Annotated in this window: 29 protein-coding genes; 11 read left to right on the top strand and 18 right to left on the bottom strand. The window is 72.7% G+C overall.

The genetic code is table 11. The annotated features are described in order from the left end of the window. Positions 1–43 precede the first annotated feature (43 nt). The 5 genes from C3486_RS12650 to C3486_RS12630 all read right to left on the bottom strand — a co-directional run bounded on the left by C3486_RS12650 (position 44) and on the right by C3486_RS12630 (position 7,238). Positions 44–1,756 (bottom strand): DUF885 domain-containing protein, encoded by a 1,713-nt coding sequence (locus C3486_RS12650; RefSeq protein WP_103832741.1) that lies wholly within the window; start codon positions 1,754–1,756, stop codon positions 44–46. Positions 1,757–1,886: 130 nt separating this feature from the next. After that, complete coding sequence (locus C3486_RS12645) at positions 1,887–3,320, bottom strand: amino acid permease (protein WP_103832740.1); 1,434 nt, start codon at positions 3,318–3,320, stop codon at positions 1,887–1,889. A 284-nt stretch (positions 3,321–3,604) separates the two neighbouring features. Continuing rightward, positions 3,605–4,321, bottom strand: a complete 717-nt coding sequence (locus C3486_RS12640; protein WP_103832739.1) for a CatB-related O-acetyltransferase — start codon at positions 4,319–4,321, stop codon at positions 3,605–3,607. 95 nt (positions 4,322–4,416) lie between these two features. Continuing rightward, on the bottom strand, positions 4,417–5,670 hold the full coding sequence (locus C3486_RS12635) for an alginate lyase family protein (protein ID WP_103832738.1): 1,254 nt from the start codon (positions 5,668–5,670) through the stop codon (positions 4,417–4,419). Positions 5,671–5,804: 134 nt separating this feature from the next. Then, a complete protein-coding gene (locus C3486_RS12630; RefSeq protein ID WP_219822215.1) occupies positions 5,805–7,238 on the bottom strand; it encodes an MFS transporter in 1,434 nt (477 codons plus the stop codon). 65 nt (positions 7,239–7,303) lie between these two features. Here C3486_RS12630 and C3486_RS12625 point away from each other — a divergent pair, with 65 nt between their 5' ends. Beyond that, positions 7,304–8,125 (top strand): helix-turn-helix transcriptional regulator, encoded by an 822-nt coding sequence (locus tag C3486_RS12625; protein ID WP_103832737.1) that lies wholly within the window; start codon positions 7,304–7,306, stop codon positions 8,123–8,125. 76 nt (positions 8,126–8,201) lie between these two features. On the opposite strand, the gene C3486_RS12620 is transcribed toward C3486_RS12625, so the two are convergent. The 3 genes from C3486_RS12620 to C3486_RS12610 all read right to left on the bottom strand — a co-directional run bounded on the left by C3486_RS12620 (position 8,202) and on the right by C3486_RS12610 (position 10,023). Next, a complete protein-coding gene (locus C3486_RS12620) occupies positions 8,202–8,534 on the bottom strand; it encodes a DUF3140 domain-containing protein (protein WP_219822214.1) in 333 nt (110 codons plus the stop codon). Between the two features lie 114 nt (positions 8,535–8,648). Then, a complete protein-coding gene (locus C3486_RS12615; protein WP_103832736.1) occupies positions 8,649–9,053 on the bottom strand; it encodes a nitroreductase family deazaflavin-dependent oxidoreductase in 405 nt (134 codons plus the stop codon). A gap of 142 nt (positions 9,054–9,195) precedes the next feature. Further along, a complete protein-coding gene (locus C3486_RS12610; protein ID WP_103832735.1) occupies positions 9,196–10,023 on the bottom strand; it encodes an SDR family oxidoreductase in 828 nt (275 codons plus the stop codon). A gap of 298 nt (positions 10,024–10,321) precedes the next feature. Here C3486_RS12610 and C3486_RS12605 point away from each other — a divergent pair, with 298 nt between their 5' ends. Both C3486_RS12605 and C3486_RS12600 read left to right on the top strand, forming a co-directional pair. After that, positions 10,322–10,663 carry a hypothetical protein gene (locus C3486_RS12605; protein ID WP_374936858.1) on the top strand — a complete coding sequence of 114 codons (342 nt, stop codon included), beginning with the start codon at positions 10,322–10,324 and terminating at the stop codon, positions 10,661–10,663. A gap of 155 nt (positions 10,664–10,818) precedes the next feature. Further along, positions 10,819–11,070, top strand: coding sequence for a hypothetical protein (locus C3486_RS12600; RefSeq protein WP_103832733.1), 252 nt, complete (start codon positions 10,819–10,821; stop codon positions 11,068–11,070). Between the two features lie 75 nt (positions 11,071–11,145). Here C3486_RS12600 and C3486_RS12595 read toward each other — a convergent pair whose 3' ends face one another. From C3486_RS12595 to C3486_RS12585, 3 genes are all read right to left on the bottom strand, one after another. Further along, positions 11,146–11,370, bottom strand: a complete 225-nt coding sequence (locus C3486_RS12595) for a non-oxidative hydroxyarylic acid decarboxylases subunit D (protein WP_103832732.1) — start codon at positions 11,368–11,370, stop codon at positions 11,146–11,148. Between the two features lie 79 nt (positions 11,371–11,449). Beyond that, complete coding sequence (locus C3486_RS12590) at positions 11,450–12,874, bottom strand: non-oxidative hydroxyarylic acid decarboxylases subunit C (RefSeq protein ID WP_103832731.1); 1,425 nt, start codon at positions 12,872–12,874, stop codon at positions 11,450–11,452. A 46-nt stretch (positions 12,875–12,920) separates the two neighbouring features. Further along, complete coding sequence (locus C3486_RS12585; protein WP_103832730.1) at positions 12,921–13,499, bottom strand: non-oxidative hydroxyarylic acid decarboxylases subunit B; 579 nt, start codon at positions 13,497–13,499, stop codon at positions 12,921–12,923. A gap of 99 nt (positions 13,500–13,598) precedes the next feature. On the opposite strand from C3486_RS12585, the gene C3486_RS12580 reads away from it, so the two are divergent. Both C3486_RS12580 and C3486_RS12575 read left to right on the top strand, forming a co-directional pair. Further along, on the top strand, positions 13,599–14,501 hold the full coding sequence (locus C3486_RS12580) for an AraC family transcriptional regulator (RefSeq protein WP_258052740.1): 903 nt from the start codon (positions 13,599–13,601) through the stop codon (positions 14,499–14,501). Between the two features lie 113 nt (positions 14,502–14,614). Beyond that, positions 14,615–14,848 carry a hypothetical protein gene (locus tag C3486_RS12575; protein ID WP_146074991.1) on the top strand — a complete coding sequence of 78 codons (234 nt, stop codon included), beginning with the start codon at positions 14,615–14,617 and terminating at the stop codon, positions 14,846–14,848. Positions 14,849–14,944: 96 nt separating this feature from the next. On the opposite strand, the gene C3486_RS12570 is transcribed toward C3486_RS12575, so the two are convergent. After that, a complete protein-coding gene (locus tag C3486_RS12570; protein WP_103832728.1) occupies positions 14,945–16,177 on the bottom strand; it encodes an FAD-dependent monooxygenase in 1,233 nt (410 codons plus the stop codon). Positions 16,178–16,270: 93 nt separating this feature from the next. Between C3486_RS12570 and C3486_RS12565 the strand changes: the two genes are divergently transcribed. Continuing rightward, a complete protein-coding gene (locus C3486_RS12565) occupies positions 16,271–16,840 on the top strand; it encodes a TetR/AcrR family transcriptional regulator (RefSeq protein ID WP_103832727.1) in 570 nt (189 codons plus the stop codon). Between the two features lie 18 nt (positions 16,841–16,858). On the opposite strand, the gene C3486_RS12560 is transcribed toward C3486_RS12565, so the two are convergent. Further along, entirely contained in the window at positions 16,859–17,830 is a 972-nt protein-coding gene (locus C3486_RS12560) for a YafY family protein (RefSeq protein WP_103832726.1), read from the bottom strand. A 100-nt stretch (positions 17,831–17,930) separates the two neighbouring features. Here C3486_RS12560 and C3486_RS12555 point away from each other — a divergent pair, with 100 nt between their 5' ends. Further along, a complete protein-coding gene (locus C3486_RS12555) occupies positions 17,931–18,338 on the top strand; it encodes a DUF3224 domain-containing protein (protein WP_103832725.1) in 408 nt (135 codons plus the stop codon). A gap of 87 nt (positions 18,339–18,425) precedes the next feature. Here the strand turns inward: C3486_RS12555 and C3486_RS38765 are convergent, their stop codons facing one another. After that, positions 18,426–18,503 carry a 50S ribosomal protein bL37 gene (locus C3486_RS38765; RefSeq protein ID WP_370443954.1) on the bottom strand — a complete coding sequence of 26 codons (78 nt, stop codon included), beginning with the start codon at positions 18,501–18,503 and terminating at the stop codon, positions 18,426–18,428. Between the two features lie 280 nt (positions 18,504–18,783). On the opposite strand from C3486_RS38765, the gene C3486_RS12550 reads away from it, so the two are divergent. From C3486_RS12550 to C3486_RS12540, 3 genes are all read left to right on the top strand, one after another. Continuing rightward, complete coding sequence (locus tag C3486_RS12550; RefSeq protein ID WP_146074990.1) at positions 18,784–19,140, top strand: hypothetical protein; 357 nt, start codon at positions 18,784–18,786, stop codon at positions 19,138–19,140. A 278-nt stretch (positions 19,141–19,418) separates the two neighbouring features. Continuing rightward, entirely contained in the window at positions 19,419–20,102 is a 684-nt protein-coding gene (locus C3486_RS12545; RefSeq protein WP_103832723.1) for a TNT domain-containing protein, read from the top strand. Positions 20,103–20,130: 28 nt separating this feature from the next. Continuing rightward, a complete protein-coding gene (locus tag C3486_RS12540) occupies positions 20,131–20,364 on the top strand; it encodes a hypothetical protein (RefSeq protein WP_103832722.1) in 234 nt (77 codons plus the stop codon). Between the two features lie 44 nt (positions 20,365–20,408). Here C3486_RS12540 and C3486_RS12535 read toward each other — a convergent pair whose 3' ends face one another. Genes C3486_RS12535 through C3486_RS12520 form a run of 4 tightly spaced genes read right to left on the bottom strand, consistent with a single transcriptional unit; the run spans position 20,409 to position 25,140 of the window. Continuing rightward, positions 20,409–21,926: a GH1 family beta-glucosidase gene (locus C3486_RS12535; protein ID WP_103832721.1), complete on the bottom strand. Its 1,518-nt coding sequence runs from the start codon at positions 21,924–21,926 to the stop codon at positions 20,409–20,411. Continuing rightward, entirely contained in the window at positions 21,923–22,855 is a 933-nt protein-coding gene (locus C3486_RS12530; protein ID WP_103832720.1) for a carbohydrate ABC transporter permease, read from the bottom strand. The genes C3486_RS12535 and C3486_RS12530 overlap by 4 nt, the downstream gene beginning before the upstream one ends. Then, the gene (locus C3486_RS12525; protein ID WP_103832719.1) at positions 22,852–23,820 is read right to left on the bottom strand and encodes a carbohydrate ABC transporter permease; all 969 of its coding nucleotides are present in this window, start codon (positions 23,818–23,820) and stop codon (positions 22,852–22,854) included. The genes C3486_RS12530 and C3486_RS12525 overlap by 4 nt, the downstream gene beginning before the upstream one ends. A gap of 27 nt (positions 23,821–23,847) precedes the next feature. Further along, entirely contained in the window at positions 23,848–25,140 is a 1,293-nt protein-coding gene (locus C3486_RS12520; RefSeq protein ID WP_181138523.1) for an ABC transporter substrate-binding protein, read from the bottom strand. Between the two features lie 264 nt (positions 25,141–25,404). Between C3486_RS12520 and C3486_RS12515 the strand changes: the two genes are divergently transcribed. After that, entirely contained in the window at positions 25,405–26,421 is a 1,017-nt protein-coding gene (locus C3486_RS12515) for a LacI family DNA-binding transcriptional regulator (RefSeq protein ID WP_103832717.1), read from the top strand. Positions 26,422–26,527 lie beyond the last annotated feature (106 nt).

Here is a 26,527-nt window from a genome sequence, read left to right as displayed (position 1 = left end):
CGGACCGTCCGCCCCGCCCGCCACGGCTTTTCCGGGGCCGCCGCTACAGCGCCGACAGCTCGCTCTCCAGGTCGTCCAGGCCCAGCGAGCCCTGGGACAGCGCCGCCATGTGCCACTTCTTGGGGTCGAAGGCGGCACCGTGGCGGCGGCGGGCCGCCGCGCGGCCGTTCAGCCAGGCGCGCTCGCCCAGCTTGTAGCCGATCGCCTGCCCGGCCATGCCCTGGTACCGGATGATCTCGCTCTCCACGAACTCGGAGGACCGGCTGCAGTGCGTGTCCATGAACTCCTGGGCCAGCTCCGGCGTCCAGCGCTCGCCCGGGTGGAACGGCGAGTCCTTCGGGATCTCCAGCTCCAGGTGCATGCCGATGTCGATGATCACCCGGATCGCGCGCATCATCTGCGCGTCCAGGTACCCCAGCCGCCGCTCGGCGTCGGTGAGGTAGCCCAGCTCGTCCATCAGCCGCTCGGCGTAGAGCGCCCAGCCCTCGGCGTTGGCGCTGACCATGCCCACCGTGGTCTGGTAGCGGGAGAGTTCGTCGGCGACGTGCGCCCACTGCGCGAGCTGCAGGTGGTGGCCCGGCACGCCCTCGTGGTACCAGGTGGACACCAGGTCGTACACGGGGAAGCTGGTCTGGCCCATGGTCGGCAGCCAGGTGCGGCCCGGACGCGAGAAGTCCAGCGAGGGGCCGGTGTAGTACGGCGCGGCGGCGGAGCCCGCGGGCGCTATCCGCGACTCCACGCGCTTGACGCGCTCGGCCAGTTCGAAGTGCGTGCCGTCCAGGTCCTCGATGGCCTGGTCCATCAGCGACTGGAGCCAGCGCTGCGTCTCCTCGACGCCCTCGACCTTCGCGCCGTGCTCGTCCAGCCAGGCCAGCGCCTCCCACGGGGTCTTCGCGCCCGGCAGGACCTTCGCCGCTTCCGTCTCCATCTCGGCGAGCAGCCGGTGGAACTCCGCCCAGCCGTACGCGTACGCCTCGTCCAGGTCCAGGTCGCTGCCGTTGTAGTAGCGGGCGAGACGGGCATAGCGCTCGCGGCCCACCACGTCGGGAGCGCCCTCGACGGCCGGCGCGTAGGTGTCGCGCAGCCAGTCGCGCAGCTCGGCCAGGGCCGCGGTGGCGAACCTGGCCGCCTCGTCCAGCTCGGTGCGCAGGCTGTCCGGGCCGGCGGCGGCGAAACCGGCGAACCAGCCGCCGTCCTCACCGATCCACTCGGCGAGCTGCCCGAGCACCGTCCGCACCTGCCGCGGCCCGGCCGGCAGCCCGCGCCGCAGCCCCTCGGCGAGCGCGGCGCGGTAGCCCTCCAGGGCGCCCGGGACGGCGCGCAGCCGCTGGGCGACGGCCGTCCAGTCCTCGTCCGTCTCGGTCGGCATGATCGTGAAGACCTGGCGCACGGAGTGCAGCGGCGAGCTGAGGTTGCTGACGGCCCGCAGGCCCTCGCCGGCCTCGTGGACGGCGAGCTCGGCGGTCAGCCGCTCGCGCAGCAGCCGGGCGCAGCGCCGCTCGTTGCCGCTGTCGGCGCCGGGCCGGGCCTCGGCGGCGGTCAGCCGGTCGAGCGTGGTGCGGGCCAGCTGGGCCAGCGCCTCCTGCCCCGTGGGGGAGAAGTCGGGCAGTTTGCCGGAGCTCTCCGGTACGCCGAGGAACGTACCGGTGATGGGGTCGAGGGCGATCAGGGCATCGACGTACTCGTCGGCGACCCGGCGGGGCAGCGGCTCCGCGGCGGAGCCGGCCTGACCGGTGGGAACGTTGGCATCGGACATGGGCCCATCCTGGTACGGAAGGGCCCACCGCGTCACCAGCAATCCTGGTTACGTCCCTGTCCGGCGGCTTTCTTCGCCCTCCGCTGAATCGGACGGGCCGGCCGCGGCGCCGTGCTGTCCCCGCAGCGGGTCAGGCGGAGACCCGCTTCGCGCGCAGCCGGTCCCGCACCAGCGCGATCCCCACCACCAGCGCGGCGGCCAGCAGCGACAGCGTGACCTGCTGCCGCCCGTCGGGGTCGGTGAGCATGTAGACCAGCACGAAGGAGATCACGCCGATGGCCGCCCAGGTCAGGTACGGGAACAGCCACATCTTCACGACCAGCTTCGACGGGTCGTCCCGCAGGATCATCCCGCGCATCCGCAGCTGCGCGAAACAGATGACCAGCCACACGAAGAGCGCGACGGCACCGGAGGAGTTCAGCAGGAAGGCGAAGACGGTGTCGGGCCACTCGTAGTTGAAGAACACCGCGACGAAGCCGAAGAGGACGGAGGAGAGGATCGCGGCGCGCGGCACGCCGCGTGCGCTGGTCCGCGCGAACGCCTTCGGCGCGTCCCCGCGCTCGCCGAGCGAGAAGGCCATGCGGGACGCGGTGTAGAGCCCGGAGTTCAGGCAGGACAGCACCGCCGTCAGCACGATCACGTTCATGACCTCACCGGCGTGCGGGATGCCGATCGCGTTCAGGGCCGCGACGTAGCTGCCGTCCTTGACGATCGAGGGGTCGTTCCACGGCAGCAGGCTGACCACGATGAAGATCGAGCCGAGGTAGAAGACCGCGATCCGCCAGATGACGCTGTTGGTCGCTTTGGTGACCGCGCGCTGCGGGTTCGCGGACTCGCCCGCCGCGAGCGTGACGATCTCGCTGCCCATGAAGGAGAAGACCACCATCAGCACGCCGGTGAGGATCGACCCCGGACCGTGCGGCAGGAACCCGCCGTGCGCGGTGAGGTTGGCGATCCCCGCGGTGTCGCCGTGCGCGCCGGGCAGGACGCCGAAGACGGCCAGCAGGCCGATCACGACGAAGGCGGCGATGGCGACGACCTTGATCCCCGCGAACCAGAACTCGAACTCGCCGTACGAGGCGACGGACGCCAGGTTCGTGGCCGTGAGCACCAGCATCACGATCAGGGCCCAGCCCCACTGCGGCACGGCCGGTACCCAGCCCGCGAGGATCTTGGCGCCCGCCGTGGCTTCGACGGCCAGCACCACGACCCAGAAGAACCAGTACAGCCAGCCGATGGAGAAGCCGGCCCAGCGGCCGAGCGCCCGGTCGGCGTAGGCCGAGAACGAACCGGAGCTGGGGTAGGCGGCGGCCATCTCGCCCAGCATCCGCATCACGCACACGACCAGCGCGCCGACCAGCGCGTACGAGAGGAGGATGGCGGGTCCGGCGGCGGCGATGCCGGAGCCGGACCCGACGAACAGGCCGGCGCCGATCACTCCGCCGATGGCGATCATGGACAGGTGGCGGTTTTTGAGCCCGGCCTTCAGGCCGTCCGACGGGCCCGGGCCGTCACCGGGGGCGGAGGGCGGCGGCGCCACGTCGGTCGTCGGTTGCGTGCTCATACGGTCCTCGGCATTCGGTGGATTCCATCCCTGCGGGGCAGGGCTGCGCGCCGCTGGTGCGGCGGGCCGCGATGAGGGAGCGTCGCGTGGGGAGGCGGGGAGCCGGCGGCGCTGCGGGCGGACGCCCGGCGTCCGGGATGTCCCCGGGGCGCCGGGGATCACCCGGCGGCCACGAGGGTTCGATCTTGCGTTACGCAGACGCTAGGAAGAATTCGCCCGCCCCACCATGTACAGATGTCACACCCTCTCCGCCGGGCCTTTCGACATCTGCACAAAACCGCAGGTCAGAGGTGGCGTGGCAGGGCGCTGTCACCGGTCAGCGTGATCGGGTCGGGATCGTCGGCGACGTCCTCCGGCGCGAGCCCGGCGTACCGCGCGAGGTCCGCTACGCTCCGCCCCTGGAGCAGTGGGAGCGCTTCCGCGATCCGCTCGTCGCTCCAGTTCCACCAGCCGGTCCGCCACAGCAGCTTGCGGCGCAGCGGGTCGAAGCGGTGCCGGACGACCCGGTTGTCGCCGACCACCACGGAGTAGGGGGCGACGTCCTTGGCGACGACGGTGCGCGCCCCGATGACCGCGCCGGTCCCGATGCGGACCCCGGGCATGACGACCGTCTCGTACCCGAGCCACACCTCGTGCCCGATGACGGTGTCGCCGGCCGGCGCCCAGGCGTCGTGCTCGTGCGCGAAGAAGTTGAAGCCGTACGGCGTCACCGCGTCGGGGTGGGTGTCGTGCCCGTGGTTGCCGCCCAGCAGGAAGGTGACGCCCGAGGCGAACTGGCAGAAGTTCCCGATCCGCAGCCGGTCGAGCGGCACCCCGCTCGCCCCGTACTCGGTCCGGTCGTCGAACGCGTACCGCAGCCGTGCGGCGAAGCCGTCCCGGTGGTGGTAGCCGCTGTACCAGCTGTGCCGGCCCGCCTCCAGCGCGATGAGCGGGTGCGCGGCCACCTCGGGATCGGTGTCGATGCGCTGTACTTCGGTGAAGTCCTTGAAGATCTCGGTCATGGGCGCGGACGCTAACAGCGCGCGGGCGGCGCGGCCCCCGAATTTCCCGGTGCCGCGGACCGCGCGGTGCGGCCAGCGGCACCGGAGATCGCGGCTTACCGGGGGTTCTCCGCGTGCGTGAGCGTCTCCCAGGCGACGAAGAGGTTGTTGGAGCCGGCCGGGCGGTTCCGCTCGGTGAGCTTCTGCGTGTTCGTCATGGCCTGGCCGAGCCGGCCGTGCAGCGCGTTGAAGCCGACCTCGGTGACCGGGCCCAGGCCGCGCTTGACGCTGCCGCCGCACAGCCAGTTCGGCGGCGCCTCGCCCAGCTCGTACCTGGCCTGGAAGCCCAGTGCGTACCGCAGCCGCTCGCCGACGTCCGTGCCGTACAGGTCCTGGCCCTGGATGCGGCTGGTCTCGGCGATGTGCGAGATCGCGGAGATGCCGTACCCGGTGTGGGTGAAATCGCGGCAGGTCTCCTGCGTGAGGCCGTTCACGAACGTGGACTGGCCCTGCCAGTACTTGATGACCTTGTCGCGAGTGTCGAGCCCGCTGCCCGGCACGGTCTTCGGCAGGTCGCCGTCCTTGGTCAGGTACACGTACGCCGGTACCCGGGCGCGGAACTTCGCCATCGCCTTGTCGTACGACGCCTTGTCGTCGAGGAAGACGGAGATGCCGACTGCGGCCTCCATCATGCTCAGCTCCCAGTTGCCGTTGGAGTGCGAGCCCTTGAGGACCGTGGGGAGGTAGACGTCGCGCAGCATGGTCTTGAAGCGGTCGGCCTTGTCCTGCGCCCAGCCGTCGTAGGTGTACCGGATGATCTCGGCGGCCCGCGGCCAGGACGAGCCCGCCCAGCCGGTCTGCAGCGGGGCGTTGGAGTTGGTGTGGTCCTCGATCGTGCCCGACCAGGCGTCCATGAGTGCGATCGCCTTCTTGGCGTACCGCTCGTCCCGGCTGACGTACCAGATCAGCGCGTCGGTGTACGCGGCGAGCGCGTCCTCGCGCTCGTCGGTGCAGCCGTAATCGGGGTCGGAGTAGGAGCCGCACTCCACCACGGCACGGGGCTTGGGCGTGCGGTCCAGCGCGGCGTACTTGCTCGCCTTCATCCGGTCGTACGCGCTCTTCCAGGGCTCGGCCCCGGAGTTGACCTTTTCCCGGACGAAGTCGAGCTGGCCGCGGGAGACCAGGACGCCGGGGTGGGTGAAGGCGGCCGGTGCCGCCGCCCCGGCGTGACCGGCGCGCGGGGCTGCGGCGGCACCGGCGGCCGGGCCGGTGGTGAGCGTGGTGACGAGGGTGGCCGCCAGGGCGGTGGCGGCGAGGAGCGCGGTGCCGGTGGTGCGGGCCGCGCGGTGGGGGCGTCTCTGCACGGGCATGTGGGGGTTCCGTCCTTGTATGTGAACGGTGGTCGCCTCTATGGACAGGCGCGATGGTCGGTGAACCTAAAGGTCTGAACCAGCGGTGTCAACCCTCCGCACCGGGGCGGTACTTCGGGGGCGCCGCGCACCCCTCAGCCCTCCGTGTGCCGCCGCCCGACCACGGTCCACACGCCGAGTGCCGTCAGCCACAGGGCAGTTCCGACCCAGGCCAGCACGTGGACGCGGGTGAGGAACGCGGCCGCCGGAGCGGCCGGGCCGCTGATCGCGCCGTACAGGGCGACCCCCAGTGCCGTACCGGCCTGCCGCGCGGTGTTGTTGGCGCCCCCGGCCACCCCCTTGCGGTCGGCGGGCGCGTCCCCCATCGCGACCGAGACGGCGGCCGTGGTCAGCAGCCCGTCACCGACGCCCAGCCCGACCAGTGCGGGCAGCAGCAGCGGATAGCCGCCGCCCGAGCCCGCGGCCAGCAGCCCCAGCGCCCCGGCCACCGCGCACCCGATGCCCGCGGTGACGACCGGACCGGGGCCGTAACGCGCCGTCAGCCGGCCGCTGACCGGTGCGAGCAGCACCAGCGGCAGCGCGAGCGGCAGCAGCATCAGGCCGGCCGTCCGCGCGGAGTACCCGTGCACCTGCTGGAGCAGCAACGTGACCACGAACAGCGTCCCGTTGGTCACCAGGTTCATGATCAGGCAGACCGTGTTGGCCCGCCGCGCGTCGGGCCGGGCCAGCAGGTCACGGGGGAGGAGCGGGGCCGTGGCCCGGCGCTCGACGGCCGTCAGCGCCACGCCCGCGAGGACCGCCGTCACCGCGGCCGCCACCGCACCGCGCACCTGCCCGTGGCCCGCGCAGATCGCCGTCCACACCCCGGCCCCCAGCGCCACCGGCGCCAGCACCAGACCGGGCAGGTCCAGGGGCGCCGCCGTGCGCTGCCCGGCCGGTTCCCGTACGAGGACGGCCACCAGCACCGCTGCCAGCCCGGCCAGCGGTACGTTCAGCAGGAACAGCCAGCGCCAGCCGACACCGTCCACGACCAGGCCGCCCAGCACCGGCCCCGCGGGCAGCGCCGTGGACGACACCGCGGCCCAAGTGCCCAGCGCCCGGGCCTGCTCGGCGCGGCCCGGATACCACGTGGTGATCATCGCCATGCTGCCCGGCAGCAGGAGCGCCGCGCCCGCGCCCTGTACGACGCGTGCGGCCACGAGCGCGGTGGCGCCCGGCGCCAGCCCGCAGGCCAGCGACGCGACGGCGAACAGCGTGAAGCCGATCAGCACCAGCCGGCGGTGCCCGATCCGGTCCCCGATGGCACCGCCCCCGAGCAGCAGCCCGGCGACCGCCACCGCGTAACCGTCGACCACCCCCTGCAGGCCGGGCAGTCCGGTGCCGAGCGCGCGGCCGATGCCGGGCAGGGCCACGTTCACCACCGTCACGTCCAGCAGGACGAGGAACATCCCGGCACACAGCACCACCAGCATCGCGGCGCGCCGCCGCGGCGGTTCCGGAGGCGCGGCGGGCGGCGGTGTCGGGGAGCCGGCGGAGGCGGAAGGGCCGGGCAGGCGCTGGGTCGTCATGGGGCCAGCATGGCTCCGGAACGTTTCAGGGGGTCCCTGAAACGATGCTGCGCGAGACTGGGGGCATGACCACCCGAACCGCTCCCGCGCCCGCCGGCCGGACCGCCTCGGCACCCGGCGGCGAGGCCGACGTCGCGCCCGTCGCTGCCCTGCTGGCCGAGCCGACCCGGGCCCGGCTGCTGATCGCGCTGCTGGACGGCCGGGCACTGCCCGCCGGGGTGCTCGCCCGGGAGGCGGGCGTCTCCGCACAGACCGCCAGCGGCCAGCTGGCCCGGCTGCTGGCCGGCGGACTGCTCACCGTCGAGCCGTCCGGGCGCCGCCGCTACTACCGCCTCGCCGGGCCGGACGTCGCAGCCGCCGTCGAGGCGCTGGCCCGCCTCGCCCCGACCGCGCCCGTCACGTCACTGCGGGCCGGCACCCGCGCGCAGGCGCTGCGGCAGGCCCGTACGTGCTACGACCATCTCGCGGGCCGGCTCGGCGTGGCCGTCACCGAGGCGCTGCTCGCACACGGTGCGCTGGTCGCGGCCGACGGGACCGCCGGCACCGCGCGCCGGCCGGGCGACCCGCTGGCCGCACCGCTGCCGGACCATCCCTACACGCTGGGGCCGAAGGCCGAGGAGGTCTGCGCGGCCTTCGGCGTCGATCTGCCGGCCGTCCAGCAGGCACGGACGCGCCGCCCCCTGCTGCGGTTCTGCGTCGACTGGACCGAGCAGCGGCACCACCTGGCCGGCCGGCTGGGCGCCGCGTTCACCGAAGCGCTGCTCGCCCAGGGCTGGCTGGAACGGGCACGTACGCACCGCGCGCTGCGCCTCACCGAGAGCGGCGCCGAGCGGCTGGCCGCGCTGGACGCACTGCCGCCGCCCGGCCCGGACGGCACGTCTTCCTGAGGCACGCCCCGCCCGCCCGCGCGGTACGACGGGCCGGGCAGGAGGGGCAGGAGGCGGGAGCGAGCGGGCAGCGGGGTCAGGCGGGCTTGAGCGGGTCGTGGCCGATGTTCATCAGCCCGTGACGCCAGTCGGAGCCGCCCGCCTGCGGGTCGCGGCGGTCGGCGCGCTGCGACTCCACGATCTCGCACACCCGCCGCATGACCTGCGCGTCGTCCTCGGTGAGGTCGGTACGGCGCTTGCCCAGGATCTCCAGGACGTGCCGGCCGAGCGGCGCACCGGCCTGGTCGGGGACCACCTCGGACTCCTGTCCTGCTGCCTGGACGCTCAGCCACTCCTGCAGCTCGCGCGACGTCATGTTGACGGCGGAGTGGAAGGCGTCCCACAACTCGGTGCTGACCTGTGCTGTCACGGCGTACCTCCGCAGGCTCTCGGATCCGGGCCGGTGAGCGCCCGGAATCACCCGGATTGTTCGCCGCACAGGTATCCCACGACCCACCTGGGCAAACCCCGCTTCACCGGGCCGTCAGGACGTGCGCTCCAGCACCACGACCGGGATCTCCCGGTCGGTCTTCTGCTGGTACTCGTCGTACTGCGGCCAGGCCGCCGCCATCGTCCGCCACATCGCCGGCTTCTCCTCCGCCGTCGCCGTCCGGGCGCGGGCGGTGAAGCGGTCCCCCTTCACCTGCACCTCGACCTCCGGGTCGGCCTGCAGGTTGAGGTACCACAGCGGCGGCGTGTCCGACCCGCCCTTGGACGCCACCACCAGCAGGTCGTCACCGAAGCGCTGGTAGATCAGCGGCGTGCTGCGCCGTTCGCCGCTCCTGCGTCCGGTGGTGGTGAGGATCAGCGTCGTGGTGCCTTGCCAGTCGTGCCCTTCCGCGCCGTCGGTCTCGACGTACCGCTTCACGTGCTCCTTGCCGAACAGCATCGGCAGGCTCCTTCGTCCGGAGGAACAGGGACAGGGCAAACCTGCCATCCCGGAGCGCGGAGTACACCTCCGTACGGCGCCATTTCCCGCCGGTCCGTGCTCCGGGGCGTGCCACCGGAACCGCACGCCCGCCGGCCACCGGTCATTCCCGGGGAATGCCCCGCATCCCCGCCTCGGCGGCGACCAGCCGGTCCAGCGCCTCGTCCGGGTCCGCCAGCCCGGGCACGCACACCACGTCGCCGCGCCGCAGCGCCTCCAGCGAGGCCGTCACCACCTCGTCCACCGGCATTCCGCCCTCCGCGTGAACCTGCTGCGCGAGACCGCCGACCGGCTCCTCGCCCGTCGTGAGGTGGAACTCGGTGGCGGTGAGCCCCGGGCACAGCACCTGGATGCGCAGCGGGGTGTCCGCCAGTTCGGCCGCCAGCGTCCGGGTGAAGGTGACCACGTACCCCTTCGTACCGCCGTACACGGCGCGCCGGGGGAGCGGGTCCGGCGGCAGCGAGCCGGCGAACGCCAGCCGGGAGGCGACATTGACCAGCGCGCCCCGGCCGCGCTCCAGCATCCCGGGGACGGCGGCCCGGCTCAGAACGGTCAGCGCCGTGACGTTGACGCTCAGCACCCGCGTCAGCAGCGCGGGGTCGACCTCGGTGAAGTACCCGTAGCCGTTGATGCCCGCGTTGTTCACCAGCAGCGCCACGTCCTCCGCCTCGACCCGCCCGGCCGTACGCGCCAGGTCCTCCGGCACGGCCAGGTCGGCGACCAGCGTCTCGACGGCGACCCCGGCCGACTCCCGAAGCCGGCCCGCCAGCTCCTCCAGGCGTTGCGCCCGCCGGGCCACCAGCACCAGGTCCCAGCCGGCCTCGGCCAGCCGCTCGGCGTACCGGGTGCCGATCCCGGACGAGGCCCCGGTGACCACGGCCGTCCCCGGCCCGTCCGCCGTACGCGCGCTCCCGCCTCCGGTGGTCGTCATCCCGCACTCCCTCACTGATCGACATGGGCGCCGGCACGCCGTCCGGCGCTCGGCAGGCAACCGGAAGACCGTACTCCGGCCGGTGCCGACGGGATGTCAACACCCCGTCAGCGCGCGGCCGTCACTCACTCAGCGTCACGATCTCCCTGGTTTTCCGCCGCGGGGCGGGTGGGAGCCATTCCTGGCACGCGACCGGCACCCCGCACCGCCTCCGGTGCGCGGGCCGGCCCGAGAACGTCCAGGAGAGACCATGAAGCCGACGCCCACAGGCGTGAAGACCGCGGCCGCCGTCGCCGTCATGCTGGCCGCGCCGGCCATCCCGGCCGCCACCGCTTCCCCGTCCGCCACCGCGTACGCGTCCACCGCGCACGCGGCCCCGGCCCGCGCCACCGCGCCAGCGGCCGTGCCGCCCGGTCTGTCCTGCGACACCGGCAAGCACGCCAACGACGAGTACACCGGCTACGCGCTCTGCAAGAACGACGGCGGCGCACCGCAGACCTTCTGGGTGCACCTGGTCTGCGGCTGGGCGCCCGACGTGGACGGCGACCACGTCACGCTCGCGCCCGGGCAGTCCGGCCAGTCGACGGCGCACTGCGGCCGCATCGGCACCGGCATCGGGGAGATCCAGGTGCAGCCGTAGGGCACGGGACCGGTCGTCGAGTACGGGGCCGGGGGAGGGGCGGGGGCCTGCCGTTCGAGTGGGAGCACGTGTGTTGCTTTGGCGACTCGGCTACTCATCGACCCAGAGGCGGTGAAGTGAGCCGCCGCCTCCCGTGGCAACCGATGGAGGAATCGATGTTCCGCACCGCCCTGCGCCTGACCGCGGTCGCAGTCCCCGTAACGGCTCTGGTCCTGGCCGCCGGCGGCACCGCGTCCGCGCACGACCACGACGACGACGACTTCCTGAAGAGCAGGATCATCATCACGCAGACGCACCACCACGGCAGCGGCGCCGGGCACGACGGCGCCTACGCCTACGGCGGGGGCTCGACCTCGGTCCTCATCGAGACCGGCATGGGCGAGGACCTCGAGTTCGACGGCGACTGACCGGTACGCACGGCCGCCCGGGCCCCGCCTCCCCGTCATGGGGAAGCGGGGCCCGGGCGCGTGCCGGGACGGCACTCAGGCGGTCAGCGGCGGTACCGCCGGGACCTCGATGGCGTTGTCGATGTCCTCCTGGGTGAGGCGGAACTGCTCCGGGTAGGACTCGCGCCGGGTGCGGCGGTCCGGTTCGGTGGTGCGCCAGGTGTAGAGGCAGCGGGTGCACTGGAGCACGTCCCAGACGCCGGGGACGGGGGAGTGGGCGAGGGTGTCGAGCGCGTCGTGCGCACAGCGGGGGCAGATCATGAGCGTTCCAAGTCGGTAGGTCTCTTGGGCGAGATGCGGGTAAGTCGATGAAGCGACACGCGCGGCGGGGCGCCGCGCCTCAGCGCTTCGCCAGCATCGACGTCAGCCGGCCGATCCACTCCTTGGTCTCCGGCAGGTCGCGGACCGGGGTGCTGAAGTTGCCGCGGTTGTCCGGGGAGACCGGCGTGGTCGCGTCGATGATCATCTTGCTGGTGATGCCGGCCGGGGTGGCGGCGGGCGCCAGCTCCAGGACGGACAGGTTCGGAATGATCACGACGTCGTCCTTCGGGTTCACCTTCGACGACATCGCCCACATCACCTGCGGCAGGTCGAACGGGTCCACGTCCTCGTCCACCAGGATCACCTGGGCGACATAGCCGAGGCCGTGCGGCGTGGTCATCGCCCGCATGCCGACCGCCTTGGCGAAGCCGCCGTACCGCTTCTTCGTCGAGATGATCACGGACAGGCCGTGCGTGTACATCGCGTTGACCGCCTGCACCTCGGGGAACTCCGCACGCAGCTGCTTCAGCAGCGGCACACAGGTGTTGGGCCCGACGAGGTAGTCCACCTCGGTCCACGGCATGCCCAGGTACAGCGACTCGAAGACCGGGTTCGTCCGGTACGAGATGCGGTCGATGCGGACCACCGGCATCCGGCGGCCGCCGGAGTAGTGGCCGGTGAACTCGCCGAACGGCCCCTCGATCTGCCGCTTGCGCCCCTCGATCACGCCCTCGATGACGACCTCCGAGCCCCAGGGCACGTCGAAGCCGGTGAGCGGCGCGGTGGCGATCGGCGCGGGCGCACCGCGCAGCGCGCCGGCCATCTCGTACTCGGAGCGGTCGTACCCCATCGGCATGCCGGCCACGATCGTCGTCACCGGGTCGTTGCCCAGCGTGATCGCGATGGGCAGGTCCTCGCCGCGGCTCTCCGCCGCCTTCAGGTGCAGCGCCACGTCGTGCACGGGAACGGGCTGGATGGCGAGCCGGTTGCGGCCGATGACCTCCAGCCGGTACGTGCCGACGTTCTGCTTGCCGAAGTGGTCCGGGTCGTCGGGATCCCGGGAGACGACCGCGGCCTTGTCGAGGTAGAAGCCGCCGTCGCCGTCGTTGAGGCGGAAGAGCGGCAGCACGTCGAAGAGGTCGACGTCCGCGCCCTCCCGCGTGTTCTCGCGCCACGGGGCGTCCTCGCGGCGCTCGGGGGCGACGGGGAACGCGTCCCAGCGCCGCGCGAACTCCTCGACCTGGTCCTTCACCGAGGTGGCAGCGGGCAGGCCGAGCGCGAGGGCGTGGTTGCGCCAGGAACCGTGCACGTTCAGCGCGATCCGGGCGTCGGTGAAGCCCTTGACGTTGTCGAAGTAGAGGGCGGGCGCGCCTTCGCCGATGCGGCCGGCGGCGTTGGCGGCGGCGCCCAGGTCCGGCTCGGGCAGCACCTCGTCGGTGATCCGCAGCAGCTGGCCCTCCTTGTCGAGGGTGTCCAGGAAACTGCGCAGGTCGTCGTAGGGCATGGGTACTCCTGTGGTGAAAAAGGGGCGGGGGAGGGGAGGGGCGGCGTCAGGCGGCGCGTGCCGCGCGCATGCCCTCCCACCGCTTCGCGGCCGGGGCCGGCAGGTCGAACTGGTCGATCACGCGGGCCGTGATGTGGTCGACGATGTCGTCGACCGTGGCGGGGTGGTTGTAGAAGGCGGGCATCGGCGGCACGATCTGCACGCCCATCCGGGCCAGCGCCAGCATGTTCTCCAGGTGGATCTCGCTGAGCGGCGTCTCCCGCGGGACGATCACCAGCTTGCGGCGCTCCTTGAGCACGACGTCGGCGGCGCGGCCGACCAGTCCGTCGGCGTAACCGGCCCGGATGCCGGCCAGCGTCTTCATCGAGCAGGGCACGATGATCATGCCGTCGGTGCGGAACGAGCCGGACGAGATGGACGCGCCCTGGTCCTCGGGGCTGTGCACGACGTCGGCCAGCTCCGCGACCTCCCGGACGCTCCGCCCGGTCTCCAGCTCCATCGTGGACCGGGCCCAGCGGCTCAGCACCAGATGGGTCTCCACCTCCGGCAGCTCGGCCAGGTGCTCCAGCACCCGGATACCGAAGATGGCCCCGGTCGCCCCGGTCATGCCCACGATCAGCCGCACGTCACACCTCTGCTTCCCGGCGGCTTCCGGCTCGTCGCCGCCTCTTCTGCGACCGTAGGAGGGAGGAAGCGGAAGACAGCGGTACGCTACGGACTCGGTATGGGGAAAAACGGACAGCTCTCGATCACGGACGTCGCCTACCGGCCGACTCTCGGGGCACCCCTCGGCATGGACGTCCTGGACTTCGCCGAACTGCGCATCCGCGGCGACCGCCGCGGCATCGACCTCGCGGCGCCCCAGCGCCCCGACTTCCACCACCTGATCCACGTCGGCGCGGGCACCCTGCGGCACACCGTGGACTTCTCGGAGCACGTGCTGGGCCCCGGCAGCTGGCTGTGGGTACGGTCGGGCCAGGTGCACCAGTACACGCCGGAGGACCTGGCGGCGGCGCGCGGCACCCTCGTCATCTGGAAACCCGGCTTCGTCGACGCCGAGGTCCCCTTCGAGCAGGGCCCGCTCGTCCCGGAGGGGCCGCACGCGCGCGCCGCCCAGCTCGCCCTGCGCCACCTCACCCACGAATACGCCGACCTGTCGTCGATCCCCCTCCAGGCGCACATCGAGACGCTGCGCCTGCTGCTCACCGTGCTGCTGCTGCGGCTCGCGCACGCCCGCCCCGACGCGCCCGCGACCCACCGGCCCGGCGGCACCTTCGCGCACTACCACGCCGCCGTCGAGCGGGACTTCGCCGACACCCACCGCGTCGCCGACTACGCCGCGGCGCTGGGCTACAACACCCGTACCCTCACCCGCGCCACGCTGGCCGCGACCGGCATGACCGCGAAGCAGTACCTCGACGCGCGCATCCTCCTGGAGGCCAAGCGCCTGCTGGTGCACACCGACGCGCCGGCGGCCGAGATCTCCCGCCGGCTCGGTTTCCGCGAGCCCGGCGACTTCTCCAAGTTCTTCCGCAAGCGGGACGGGCGTACGCCGCAGTGGTTCCGGGCGGTGGCGCGGGGCGCGACCCGGGCGGCCGAATCCACTGAAAATCCGACGACTCGGTGACCTGATGGACCTCGGTCGGCCATCAGGGGCAATTGCCCGAGCGTCGCGCGTGGGGAAACGGGCGGGAGGTGAAGCATGGCAGCGATCAACCCACCTACCTGAAGAGGTAAGACATGCGCAAGATTGTTGCCCGCACCGCTGTGTCCCTCGCCCTGGCCTCCGCCGCCATCGTTCCGCTGAGCGGCATCGCCTCCGCGCACGACCACGACAGCATCAGCGGCATGCTGAGCGGCTCCGCGACCAGCGCCACCAGCGTCGGTGGGCACGACGGCGTCACCACCTTCGGCAACGCCGAGGCCGCCGCGTACTGGATGGGCCAGGTCGGCATGTACGGCACGGGCTACTGACCGGACCGGCCGACGGCTGACCTGTCGCACGGACCGGCGGCGGTGCCGCACCGATACGGGTGCGGCACCGCCGCTTTGCGCTCTGTTGACGATGCGTCAGGCAACAGCGGGCGCCATGGCCCGCTGTGCGTCGTGCGCGTGGATCCACCCGAAGTCCGCCGGGACCGCGGCCAGCTTCCGGTCCCGCCGCTCGGCCGCCGGCCCGTCGGGCAGATGCAGCAGCGCCGAGGTCACCCAGGAACTGCGCTGTATCTGACGGGTGCGGACCCGGCGCAGTCGCTCGTACCGCCGCAGGGCCGCGTCGTACGCGCCGGACCCGCCGGCGTCGCGCGCTTCGGCCAGGCAGTCCGCCAGCGTCACCGCGTCCTCGATGGTCTGGTTGGCGCCCTGCCCGTGGTGCGGCAGCATCGCGTGCGCCGCGTCCCCGACCAGGACCGCCCGGCCCCGGCTCCAGCGCCGCAGCGGCGCCTGCCCGAACAGCCCCCACCGCGCGCTCTGCGGCGCGCCGGACAGCATCTCGGTGATCGCCGGGTGCCAGCCCTCGAACGCGGCCGGCAGCTCACCGGGCGCGGCCTCCGTCCGCCAGCCGTCCGTGGTCCACTGCGCGGGACCCTCCACCACCGCGAGGAAGTTGACCGTGCCGGTGCTGTCGATGGGGTAGTGCAGCACGTGCGCACCGGGGCCCATCCAGAACTGGATGGCGTCCGGGTCGGGCAGCGAGGGCATCGCGGCCGCCGGCACGAGACCGCGGAAGCCGCTGGTGCCGGAGTACGCCGTGACGTCCTCGGCGGTGATCCGGCGGCGCACGGCGGAGTGCACGCCGTCCGCGCCCACGACCAGGTCGGCCCGCGTGCTGCGGCCGTCGGCGAAGTCCAGCCGCACCGCGCCCCCGGCCCCGTCCGCGCGAGCCCCGTCCGCCGGGTCCTCGTGCACGTCGCTGACCGCCGTACCGAGGTGCAGCCGCTCGTTGCCCCAGGCGTCCCCGAGGATGCGCTGGAAGGCGGCCCGGTGCACGCCGAGGTAGGGGCCGCCGAACTGCTCGCGGTACGCAGCGCCGACCGGATGCGCGGCGATCCGGCGGCCGTCCTTCCAGTGCCGGTAGACCAGTTCCGTCGGCTGGGCGCCGGCCGCCGTCAGCCGCTCGTCCAGGCCCAGCCGGGCGAGCAGCCGGGTGGCGTTGGCCGAGAGCGCGACGGCGGCGCCGACCTCGCGCAGCTCGGGTGCCTGCTCGTGGATCTCCGCGTCGATGCCGCGGGCCCGCAGGGCGAGTGCCAGGGTGAGCCCGCCGATTCCGGCACCCACGATCGCGATGTTCGGGCCGCTTGCCATGCCCTGCCTCCTGGTCCGTGCGCTGTTGATGTACCGATCGGTACATCGCGGAATGCGTTGGACTGTAGGCGTACCGATCGGTACGGTCAAGGGGTGCCTCGTGCGACTGACTCCGGGAAACGGACCGAACTGCTGGACAAGGTGGTGCGCCACCTCGAACACCACGGGCTGGCCGGCCTGTCCCTGAGCCCCCTCGCGGAGGCGGTGGGCACCAGCAAACGCATGCTGCTCTACTACTTCGGCAGCCGGGAGAACCTCCTCGCGCAGGCCCTCGCCGCGAGCCGGCCCGACGCCGAGGCCATGTTCGGCACCGTCCACGACGCGGCCGGACTGCACGCCGCCGCCCACGCGCTGTGGGAGGCGATCACGGTCGGCAAGCAGCGCGGCCTGGTCCGCATGCTGCTCCAGCTGCTCAGCCTGTCGACCACCCAGCCCGAGCCGTACGGCGCGCTGGCCGCCGACGCGGTCGAGGTGATGGTCGGCCCGATCGCCGCCGCGTACGGACGACTCGGCCACGACGCGCAGGACGCCAGGGTCCGGGCCACGCTCCTGGTCTCCGGGCTGCGCGGACTCTGCCAGGACCGGCTGGTCACCGGCGACACCGCACGCATCGACGCCGCGGCCCACCGGCTCATCGCGGACGCCACGAGCCCGGCCGGCTGAACCGCCCCGCCCGCGCGGTCAGGACGTGTCCGCGTACCGCCGCGCCAGTGCGGTGGCGGTACGGGCGACGGCGGCCCGCAGCTCCGGCGGGCCGAGCACCTCCGCCTCCGTGCCGAGCCGGAGCAGATCGCCGACCGCGACGGCCTCTCCCTCGACCGCCATCTCCACCACCGCCCAGCCCTCGTCGTCGGGCGGCCCGGCCGCCTCCAGGGCACGCGTGCCCGCGGCGCCGAAGTGCATCGGGAGCAGCTTCCTGGCGCGCGGCGAGATCCGCAGCCGGGCGGTGCCCCGGTACAGCGCGGCCTCCAGGCGGCGCGCCGACTCCGCCCAGTACCCGGCCAGGTCGAAGCCGTCGGGCCGCTCGAAGGGCTCGCCGGTGGTCTCCGCCGTCACCAGCCGCGATATCCGGTAGGTGCGGATCGCTTCACCGGCCCGCGCGACCACGTACCAGATGCCGCCCTTGAGTACGAGGCCGAGCGGGTGCAGTGTCCGGCGGCCCTCGCCGTGCCACCGCCGGTAGTGGACGTCCAGCGCCCGCTGTTCCCACACCGCACGGGCGACGGTCGCCAGGCGCGGCACCGGGTCGGCGTCCCGGAACCAGGCCGGCGCGTCGAGGTGGAAGCGCTCCTGGATGCGCCGGGCGCGGTCAGCGAGCGCGGCGGGCAGGGCGGCTTCCAGCTTCAGCTGGGCGGTGGCGAGGACCGCGCCGAGGCCCAGTTCACGTGCCGCGCCGGGCGCGCCGGCGAGGAACAGCGAGTCGGCCTCCGCGTCGGTGAGCCCGGTCAGCCGGGTGCGGTACCCGTCCATCAGGCGGTAGCCGCCGGCCGGGCCGCGGTCGGCGCACACCGGGACGCCCGAGGCGCCGAGCGCCTCGATGTCCCGGTAGACGGTGCGTACCGACACCTCCAGCTCGGCGGCCAGTTCGGGCGCCGTCATCCGCCCGCGGTTCTGGAGCAGCAGGAGCAGGGAGAGAAGCCGGTCGGCACGCATGGGCTCATTGTGGCCGTACCTGACAGGAGGTGTCAGGTACGGGCGCGAAGCTGGGCGCAGACCGCGCGGACGAGCCGTGCGACCGATCGAGAGGGCGGCCATGCCCGTACAGACCTCCGGCCACTTCACCTACGCCGACTGGGAGGAGCGCACCGTCAGTCCGGGCGAGGCACACCCGAAGCTCGCGCACGCCTCCGTCACCAACTCCTTCTCCGGCGGCATCAGCGCCGCGGGGACGACGTGCGAGTACACCATCGTCTACGGGACGGAGAAGACCGGGACGTTCACGGGGATGGAGGTGCTGACCGGCAGCCTCGACGGCCGGGAGGGCACCTTCGTCGTGGAGGAGCGCGGCTCGTTCGACGCCGACGGGACCGTGCACTGCACCTTCGAGGTCGTGCCGGGGACCGCCACCGGCGAGCTGGCCGGGCTGCGCGGCACCGGCGGCTTCACCGCCGTGCACGGGGCGCGGTCCGTCCCGTACACCTTCGCGTACGTGCTGGACTGACCTCGGGGCCGGCCGTCGCCGGCCCCGGACATGCGGAAAGGCCGGTGGACCATGGCGCCACCGGCCTTCCTCGCGCGTTCCCGTCCTTCAGGACTGGGGACGGCTGCCGTGGTTGGCACCGTTCTTGCGACGTGCCTTCTTCTTGCGGCGGCGCTTGGACGACATGGCGGCTCCTTTCGGTGTTGCGTTTCGCCGAGATTCCACCCTTTCATACCGGTATCCCGCTCGGCGATCTCGGGGCCTCGTACCCAGCCCCACGCGGCCGATGCCCCCTCTTTCCCGTGAGCCACCTCACGCACCCTCATGGCTCAACGACCCGTCGCCACCTCGGTCACCGTGCGATTCAGTGACCCGCCGTCCGGTAGTCGGGTGAAGCTCCGTTAGCCATGCGGCGCGGCGCGGAAGGACGGACACGTCACATCCATGATGCGAGGGAGAGAGCACCGTGCGTACCCGACTCGCGGCAGGTGCGGCAGCCGCCGCCTCCATGATCGTCCTCTTCGGCGCCCCGCTGGCCGCCGCTCACGCGCCGGCCTCCGGCGCCGGCACCGTCCAGTCCGCCGACATCGGTGACGAGGACCCCGTCAACGCCCCGGCGAGCGTCCCGGGTGACCCGCAGCCACAGCCGCAGGGCCCTGCCCAGGGTGAGGACCCGAACGGCATGCCGGGTCTCCAGCCCGGCCAGGGCGGCATGCCGCAGGACGACGCGACCAAGGGCGAGACCCCGCAGAAGGGCAACAGCGGTCTCCTCGGTGGCGGCGGCAAGGGCGGCCTCCTCGGACTGGGGCTGCTGGGCCTCTGACCCTCCCGGCCACGGCCGGACGGGGAACGCCCGTACGAAACGCACCACCCCCACGGCAGGGGGCCGACCGGACGGCGGCCCCCTGCCGGCATGCGTACCGGCCCCGGCGGTGGCCGGAAATCGGCCCGGCCCGCTACCGCTCCGCGTGACCGAACGGTTACCGTGCGGAAAGCCCAGAGCTGATGGCGTATCAGCAGCCGGCCGGCGGCGTGCGACCCCGCGTGCCGCCGGCCGGCGCGCCCTCGGCACGCACCAGGTCCGCACGAGGAGAACCCTGAGTGAACCGTCTTCGTACCGTGCTCGCCGCACTCGGCCTCGCCGCCGGGCTGGCGGCGGCCCCCGCCGCGAGCGCGGCACCGCAGCAGCAGGACAAGGAGCGCCCGGCCGCCTCCGCCGCCCGCCATCAGCCCTGCACCGGCAAGTTCCAGGGTGACGCGCGGCTCGGCCCCCAGTGGCTGCCGAACAAGCGGCTGGCGCCGGTGGGCCCGCTGCTCAAGGGGTACCAGCGGACCGGTTCCCTCTCGCCCGGCGCCTTCCTCAAGAAGTACTGGCAGGGCCCCGCGGACTCCGGCGGCTGGAAGTACCCGCCCAACGACGGCTTCGCCCAGGTCAACGGCGAGGTGGACAAGGAGCCCACGAAGCTGCGCACCGGCCAGCGGCTGGACCGCTTCGGCTCCGAGTTCGGCGGCTACCTGGCGCCGGCCGGCGACCCGTACGCCGAGCGGGCCCTGCCCCCGCAGAACCTCAACACCCGCGAGCCGGCCGCGCCCTGCGACTACCACACGTACAAGGTGATCAAGCCGTTCTGGGTGTGGCAGGGCAGCATCGCACCCTGGTTCGAACAGCCCGGCGGCGGCCAGCAGATCAAGCTGGACGCGGTGTTCCTCGACCCGGGCCAGGGCCAGCGGCTCAACGTCAAGTGGCTGGTCGACCACCGGTACCTCGCGCGCAGCGACGCGTAGCCCGGACAGGACCGCCGGAGGGGACGCCATGGACCGGCGAGAACTGCGGTCGGCGCTGCGCGCCGCCGGGGTCGCCGACGGCCACTACTACATCGAAGGCGTCCACGAGCCGGCCCCCACGCCCCCCGACTTCCTGTACCTGCGCAGGACGCCGGACGGGGCGTGGGAGACCGGCACGTACGAACGCGGCAGGTACGAGCCCCTCGCCCGGCACCCGGACGAGGCGGCCGCCTGCGCGCATCTGCTCACGCTGCTGACCTGAGGGCCCGTGCCGTGGTGACGCCACGGGCCCCGGCGCGCCGCGAGTCAGTCCTCCGCCCCGGCCTCCTCCGGGAGCGCGTTCGCGCGGGCCACGTCCGCGTACCAGTGAGCGCTCGCCTTCGGGATGCGTCGGCCCGTCGGATAGTCCACGTACACCGCGCCGAACCGCTTGCTGTAGCCGTACCCCCACTCGAAGTTGTCCAGCAGCGACCACAGGAAGTAGCCGCGCACGTCGACACCGGCCTCGATCGCGCGGTGCACGGCCGCCAGGTGGCCGTGCAGGTACGCGATCCGGTCCGGGTCGCGCACCGTGCCGCCGGGGTCGGCGTAGTCGTCGCACGCCACGCCGTTCTCCGTGATCATCAGCGGCAGGTCGGGCACGTCCCCCTTCACCCGCAGCAGCAGGTCGTACAGGCCGCTCGGATCGACCGCCCAGCCCATCGCCGTCGTCCGCCCCGGCGGCCGGTGGAAGACCACGTCGTCGGCGCCCGGCCACGGGCTGTGCCCACTGGCGCCGTGACCGTCGAAGGAGTGGTCCGCCGTCGTCCCGTCCGCCGCTGACACCAGCGTCGGCGTGTAGTAGTTGACGCCGAGGAAGTCCAGCGGCTGGCGGATCACCGCGGTGTCACCGTCCCGCACGAAGGACCAGTCCGTCAGCCGCGCCGTGTCGGCCAGCAGGTCGGCGGGGTAGGCACCGTGCAGCAGCGGCCCGGTGAACACCCGGTTGGCCAGCGCGTCGATGCGGCGCGCCGCGTCCGCGTCCCGCGGGCCGTCGGTACGGGCACGCACATGGTGCAGGTTGAGCGTGATCGAGACGTCCGCCTCGTCCGGCAGCCCGGCCCGCAGCGCCTGGACGGCCTTGCCGTGCGCGAGGTTGAGGTGGTGTGCGGCCCGCAGCGCGGCCACCGGGTCGGTACGGCCCGGCGCGTGCACCCCGGAGGCGTGGCCGAGGAACGCGCTGCACCACGGCTCGTTGAGCGTGGTCCAGGTGCGGACCCGGTCGCCCAGCGCCTCCACGGCCAGTGCCGCGTACTCCGCGAACCGGTCGGTGGTGGCCCGCTCCGGCCAGCCGCCCGCGTCCTCCAGCTCCTGCGGCAGGTCCCAGTGGTACAGCGTGACGACCGGCTGGATGCCCTTCTCCAGCAGCTCGTCGGTGAGCCGCCGGTAGAAGTCCAGGCCCTTCTGCACGGCCGGTCCGCGCCCGGTGGGCTGCACCCGGGGCCAGGACAGCGAGAAGCGGTACGCGCCCACGCCCAGGTCCGCCATGAGCGCGACGTCCTCGCGCCAGCGGTGGTAGTGGTCCGTGGCGATGTCACCGGTGTCGCCGTTGCGCACCTTGCCCGGCGTGCGCGCGAAGGTGTCCCAGATGGACGGCGTCCGGCCGTCCTCCGCCGCCGCGCCCTCGATCTGGTAGGCGGCGGTGGCCGTGCCCCACAGGAAGCCGGGCGGGAACGTACGGGCGGCCGCGGGCCGCGCTTCGGTGGCGACGGTGTGCGATGCGGTGGTCAAGGGGGTCCTTTCCGGTACGGATACGGAAGCGGGGGAGTCGGAAGGAGCGGTCATCCCTTCACCGCGCCCTGCATGATGCCGCCCACGATCTGGCGGCCGAAGACGACGAACATCGCCAGCAGGGGCAGCGTGCCGAGCAGCGCGCCCGCCATGATCAGCGACTGGTCGCGGACGTAGCCGGCGCTGAGCTGGGTCAGCGCCACCGGGACCGTCGGATTGGTCATGTCCAGCGCGATGAACGGCCAGAAGAAGTCGTTCCACGCGTGCACGAACGTGATCATGAAGAGGACCGCCATCGCGGGCCGGGCGACCGGCAGCACGATGCTCCAGAAGATGCGGAGCGAGTGCGCGCCGTCCACCCGGCCGGCCTCGACCAGCTCGTCCGGCAGCGCCTCCGCCAGGTACTGCCGCATGAAGAACACGCCGACCGCGCTGACCAGGGTGGGGAAGATGACCGCCGGCAGCTGCTGGCCCCAGCCCAGGTCGCTCATCATCATGAACAGCGGTACGACGCCCAGCTGCGGCGGCACCATCATCGTGCCGATCACCAGCATGAGCAGGACGTTGCGCCCCCGGAAGCGGAGCTTGGCGAAGGCGAAGCCGGCCAGGGTCGCGAACAGCACGGTGGACAGCGCGATGACGCCGGCCACGATCAGGCTGTTCGTCATGGCCTTGCCCAGCGCCGCGTCCCGCCACGCCTTGCCCAGGTTCTCGAAGAGGTGCGGGCCCGGCAGGAACGGCGGCGGGGTCTGCGAGACCCGGGTGTTGTCGCTGGAGGCCGCCACCATCGTCCAGTACAGCGGGAACAGCGAGGCGAGGGTGGCGATGCCCAGCAGGACGTAGGCGACGGGCCCGGCGTGGTGCTGGCGCCCGGCGGCGGGCCGCAGGGACAGCCGGCGGCGCGCGGGAGGACGCGTACGGCCCGCCGGTGCTGCGGGGCGCCGCCCCGCCGCCGGGACCTGGAGACTGTCGGTGGTGGTCACGTGCCGCTCCTGGACAGGACGGGCCGGGCAGCGGCCGCACGGGAGGTCAGGCGCCGGACGACGCGCTGGCCGAGGAAAATCAGGACCAGCAGCAGGAACATCGCCCAGGCGATGGTCGCCGCGCGCCCCATCTGGTAGTTCTTCCAGCCCTCCTCGTACAGAAGCAGACCCAGCGTCTGGTACTGGTTGTCGGCGCCGCCCGTGATGCCGTTCGGGCCCTGGCCGAAGATCAGCGGCTCACCGAAGAGCTGGGTCGCGCCGATCGTGGACAGCACGATGGTGAAGACGACGGTGGACCGGATGCCGGGCACCGTGACCATGCGGAACTGCTGCCAGCGCGAGGCGCCGTCCAGCGCCGCCGCCTCGTACCGCTCCGCCGGCACGGCCTGCATCGCCGCCAGGTACAGCAGCGCGTTGTAGCCCGTCCAGCGCCAGATGACGATCGAGGAGATGGCGAGCTGCGCCGCCCACTTGTCGTTCTCCCAGTTGACCGGGTCCAGACCGACCAGCCCCAGCAGCCAGTTGATCATGCCGAAGTCGCGCTCGAAGAGCATCGTGAACACCAGCGCCGCCGCGCCCACCGACGTCGCGTACGGCGTCAGCGCCGCGACCCGGAAGAACACCGAGCCGCGCAGCCGGTAGTGGAGCAGGTGCGCCAGCCCCAGCGCCATCAGCAGCTGCGGGACGGTGGAGACCACGCCGAGCGTGAAGGTGTTGGCGAGCGCGTTCCAGAAGCGCTCGTCCTGCCACAGCGCCACGTAGTTGTCGAAGCCCACCCACTCCATGAGGTCCAGCGAGGACAGCTCCACCCGGTGCAGCGAGATCCACGCGGTGTAGAGCAGGGGATAGAAGCTGAACGCGGCGAAGACGACGAAGAACGGGGCGACGAACGCGTACGGCGCGCCGCGCACGTCCAGCCGGTGCCAGAACGTGTGCCGCCGGAAGGTCTGCAGGGCCACCGGGATCCTCCTGTGTCGGTCGGTGCCCGGCGGTCAGCCGGCGGCCTTCTGGATGCGGTCGGTGGTGGTCTTCCAGGCCGCTTCCTTGCTCTTGCCCTGTGCCTCGACGAGCGACAGGCCCTGCTGGAAGATGTCCTTGATCGTGCCGTCCTTGCGGCCGAGCACCTGCTTGTCGGGGATCTCCCGGGCGGCCGCGCCGAAGATCTTCCCGATGGGCGCCCCGCTGAAGTACTCGGACTTGGCGCCGGCCACCTCGGACGCCTTCAGCGCCTTCTCCGAGGACGGGAAGTTGCCGAGCTTCTCGAAGAGGTACGCCTGCTGCTCCGGTGCCGTGAGCCAGGCGACCAGCTTCTTCGCCTCCTCCTTGACCGGGCTCTGCTCCATCACGCCGAGGAACGAACCGCCCCAGTTGGCGCCCTTGGGGGCCTTGGCCACGTCCCACTTGCCCTTGTTCTGCGGGCCCGCCTTCTCGCTGATGTGGGCCAGCATCCACGCCGGGCACACCGTCGTGGCGAACGTGCTGTTGGCCAGGCCGGGGTCCCAGCCGGGCTGGAACTGGCGCAGCTTGGCGGTCAGCCCCGCGGAACCGGCCTTCGCCGCCAGGTCCCAGGCGCCGGTGACCACCGGGTTGTCCTGGTAGATCAGCTCGCCCTTCGTGTCGTAGAACTGCTGCGGGCTGCCGTAGATCATGGCGTTGAACAGGCCGCTGGCGGTGTCCATGAAGGCCACGCCCTTGCCCTTGTAGCCGGCCTTGAACTTCCGCCCCGCCTCGACGTACTTCGACCAGTCGCCCGCCCACAGCGCGGCGACCTTCTCGCGGTCGGTGGGCAGCCCCGCCTTGGCGAACATGTCCTTGCGGTAGCAGACGGCCATCGGGCCGATGTCCGTGCCGAGGCCGATGACCTTCTTGTCGGCGGTGGTGACCTGGTTCTGCTTCCAGGGCAGGAAATGACCGGTTCCGGGGACCTTGGAGAGGTCGGCGAACTTGTCGGCCCGGGTGTCCACGAGCTCCTTGGCGCGCCCCACTTCGATGCCCTGGATGTCCTTCAGGCCGCTGCCCGCCGCGAGATGGGTCTGCAGCGCGGTGTAGTAGGTCTGCTCGTCACCGGCTATCTCCGCCTTGATGGTGACGTTCGGGTGGTCCTTCTCGTAGCGCTCCAGCAGGCCGGTCTCCTTGAAGCCCATGACGCCGTACAGGCCCATGGTGATGGTGACCTTGCCGTCCTTCACGCCGCCGCCGGTGCCGCCGTCGTCGCTGCTGCCGCAGCCGGCGACCAGGGCCAGCGCGGCCGTGGCCGCCACCACGGCCACGGATCTCCTTGCCATCGTTTTCCGAACGCTCACCGTTATTCCCCTCCCGGGTCCATGGCGAAGTGGGTACGTTCCCATTCGCGGCAGCCAGCCACTGGGAACGTGCCCACCGGTGTTCCGGAAGAGTGGCCGCAGCCGGGGCCCGTGTCAATGACTTGAACACATAAGGCAGTTGGCACTCCGCTCCCGGTCCGCCCGAAACCCGGCCGGGCACCCCGCGGGGTCTGGCACAATGCGCTGGTGAAGGGCGCGGGGACGGGACACGGCGGGGGAGGCGCGATGGCGGGCGGACAGCGGCCGACCATAAAGACCGTGGCGGCGCGCGCCGGCGTCGGCCGCACCACGGTCTCCCGGGTCATCAACGGTTCCACGCTCGTCAGCGACGAGGCCAGGGCCGCCGTCCTCGCCGCGATCGCCGAGCTGAAGTACGTACCGAACTCCGTCGCCCGCGGCCTGGTCACCAGCAGGACCAACTCCATCGCGCTGGTGATCCCGGAGTCGGAGTCCCGGCTGGGCGCCGAGCCGTACTTCGCGGCCGTCATCCGCGGCGTCAGCACCGGGCTCGCGGACACCAGGACCCAGCTCCAGCTGATCCTCGTCCGTGACCAGGGTGAGCGCGACCGGCTCACCGAGTCCGTCGCCGAGCGCCGGGTGGACGGCGTGCTGGTGGCCTCGGTGCACGAGCACGACCCGCTGCCGGCACTGCTGGAGGGCATGGGCCTGCCCACCGTGCTGGCCGGCCGCCGCAGCCCCGAGGAGTCGCTCAGCCACGCACACGCCGACAACGTGGGCGGTGCCCGCGCCGCCGTACGGCACCTGCTGGAGCGGGGCCGCACCACCATCGCGACGGTGACCGGGCCGATGGACATGGACGTCGGGCGTGGCCGGCTCCAGGGCTGGCAGGAGGCGCTGCGGGAGGCCGGGGCGCGGCCGGACGAGCGCCTGGTGGCCCGGTCGGACTTCACCGAGGAGGGCGGCCGGACCGCCGTACGCGAGCTCCTGGCGCGCGTGCCCGGCCTCGACGCACTCTTCGTCGCCTCCGACGTGATGGCGGTGGGCGCCCTGGCCGAGCTGCGGGCACACGGACGGCGCGTCCCCGAGGACGTGGCGGTCGTCGGCTTCGACGACTCCTTCATCGCCCGGCACACCAGCCCGCCGCTGACGACCGTCCGCCAGCCCGTCGAGGAGCTGGGCACCACCATCGCGCGGGTGCTGCTGCGCGAGATCGCCGACCCGGACAGCCCGCGGCAGCACATCACCCTGCCCACCGAGCTGGTGGTGCGCGAGTCCTCCTGACCGCCATGCACGACGGCCCCGAGGCGGCCGGTCAGTCGTGCTCGACGGGTCCGATGCGCTTGTGGGAGACGGCGAACGCGGCGAAGTCGGCGTAGTCCGACTCCGG

Source organism: Streptomyces sp. Ru73, assembly GCF_002920575.1.
In the GTDB taxonomy this organism is placed as follows: Bacteria; Actinomycetota; Actinomycetes; order Streptomycetales; family Streptomycetaceae; genus Streptomyces.
The sequence above is the reverse complement of the archived record's forward strand: the minus strand, read 5'-3'. Positions and strand labels throughout refer to the sequence as shown.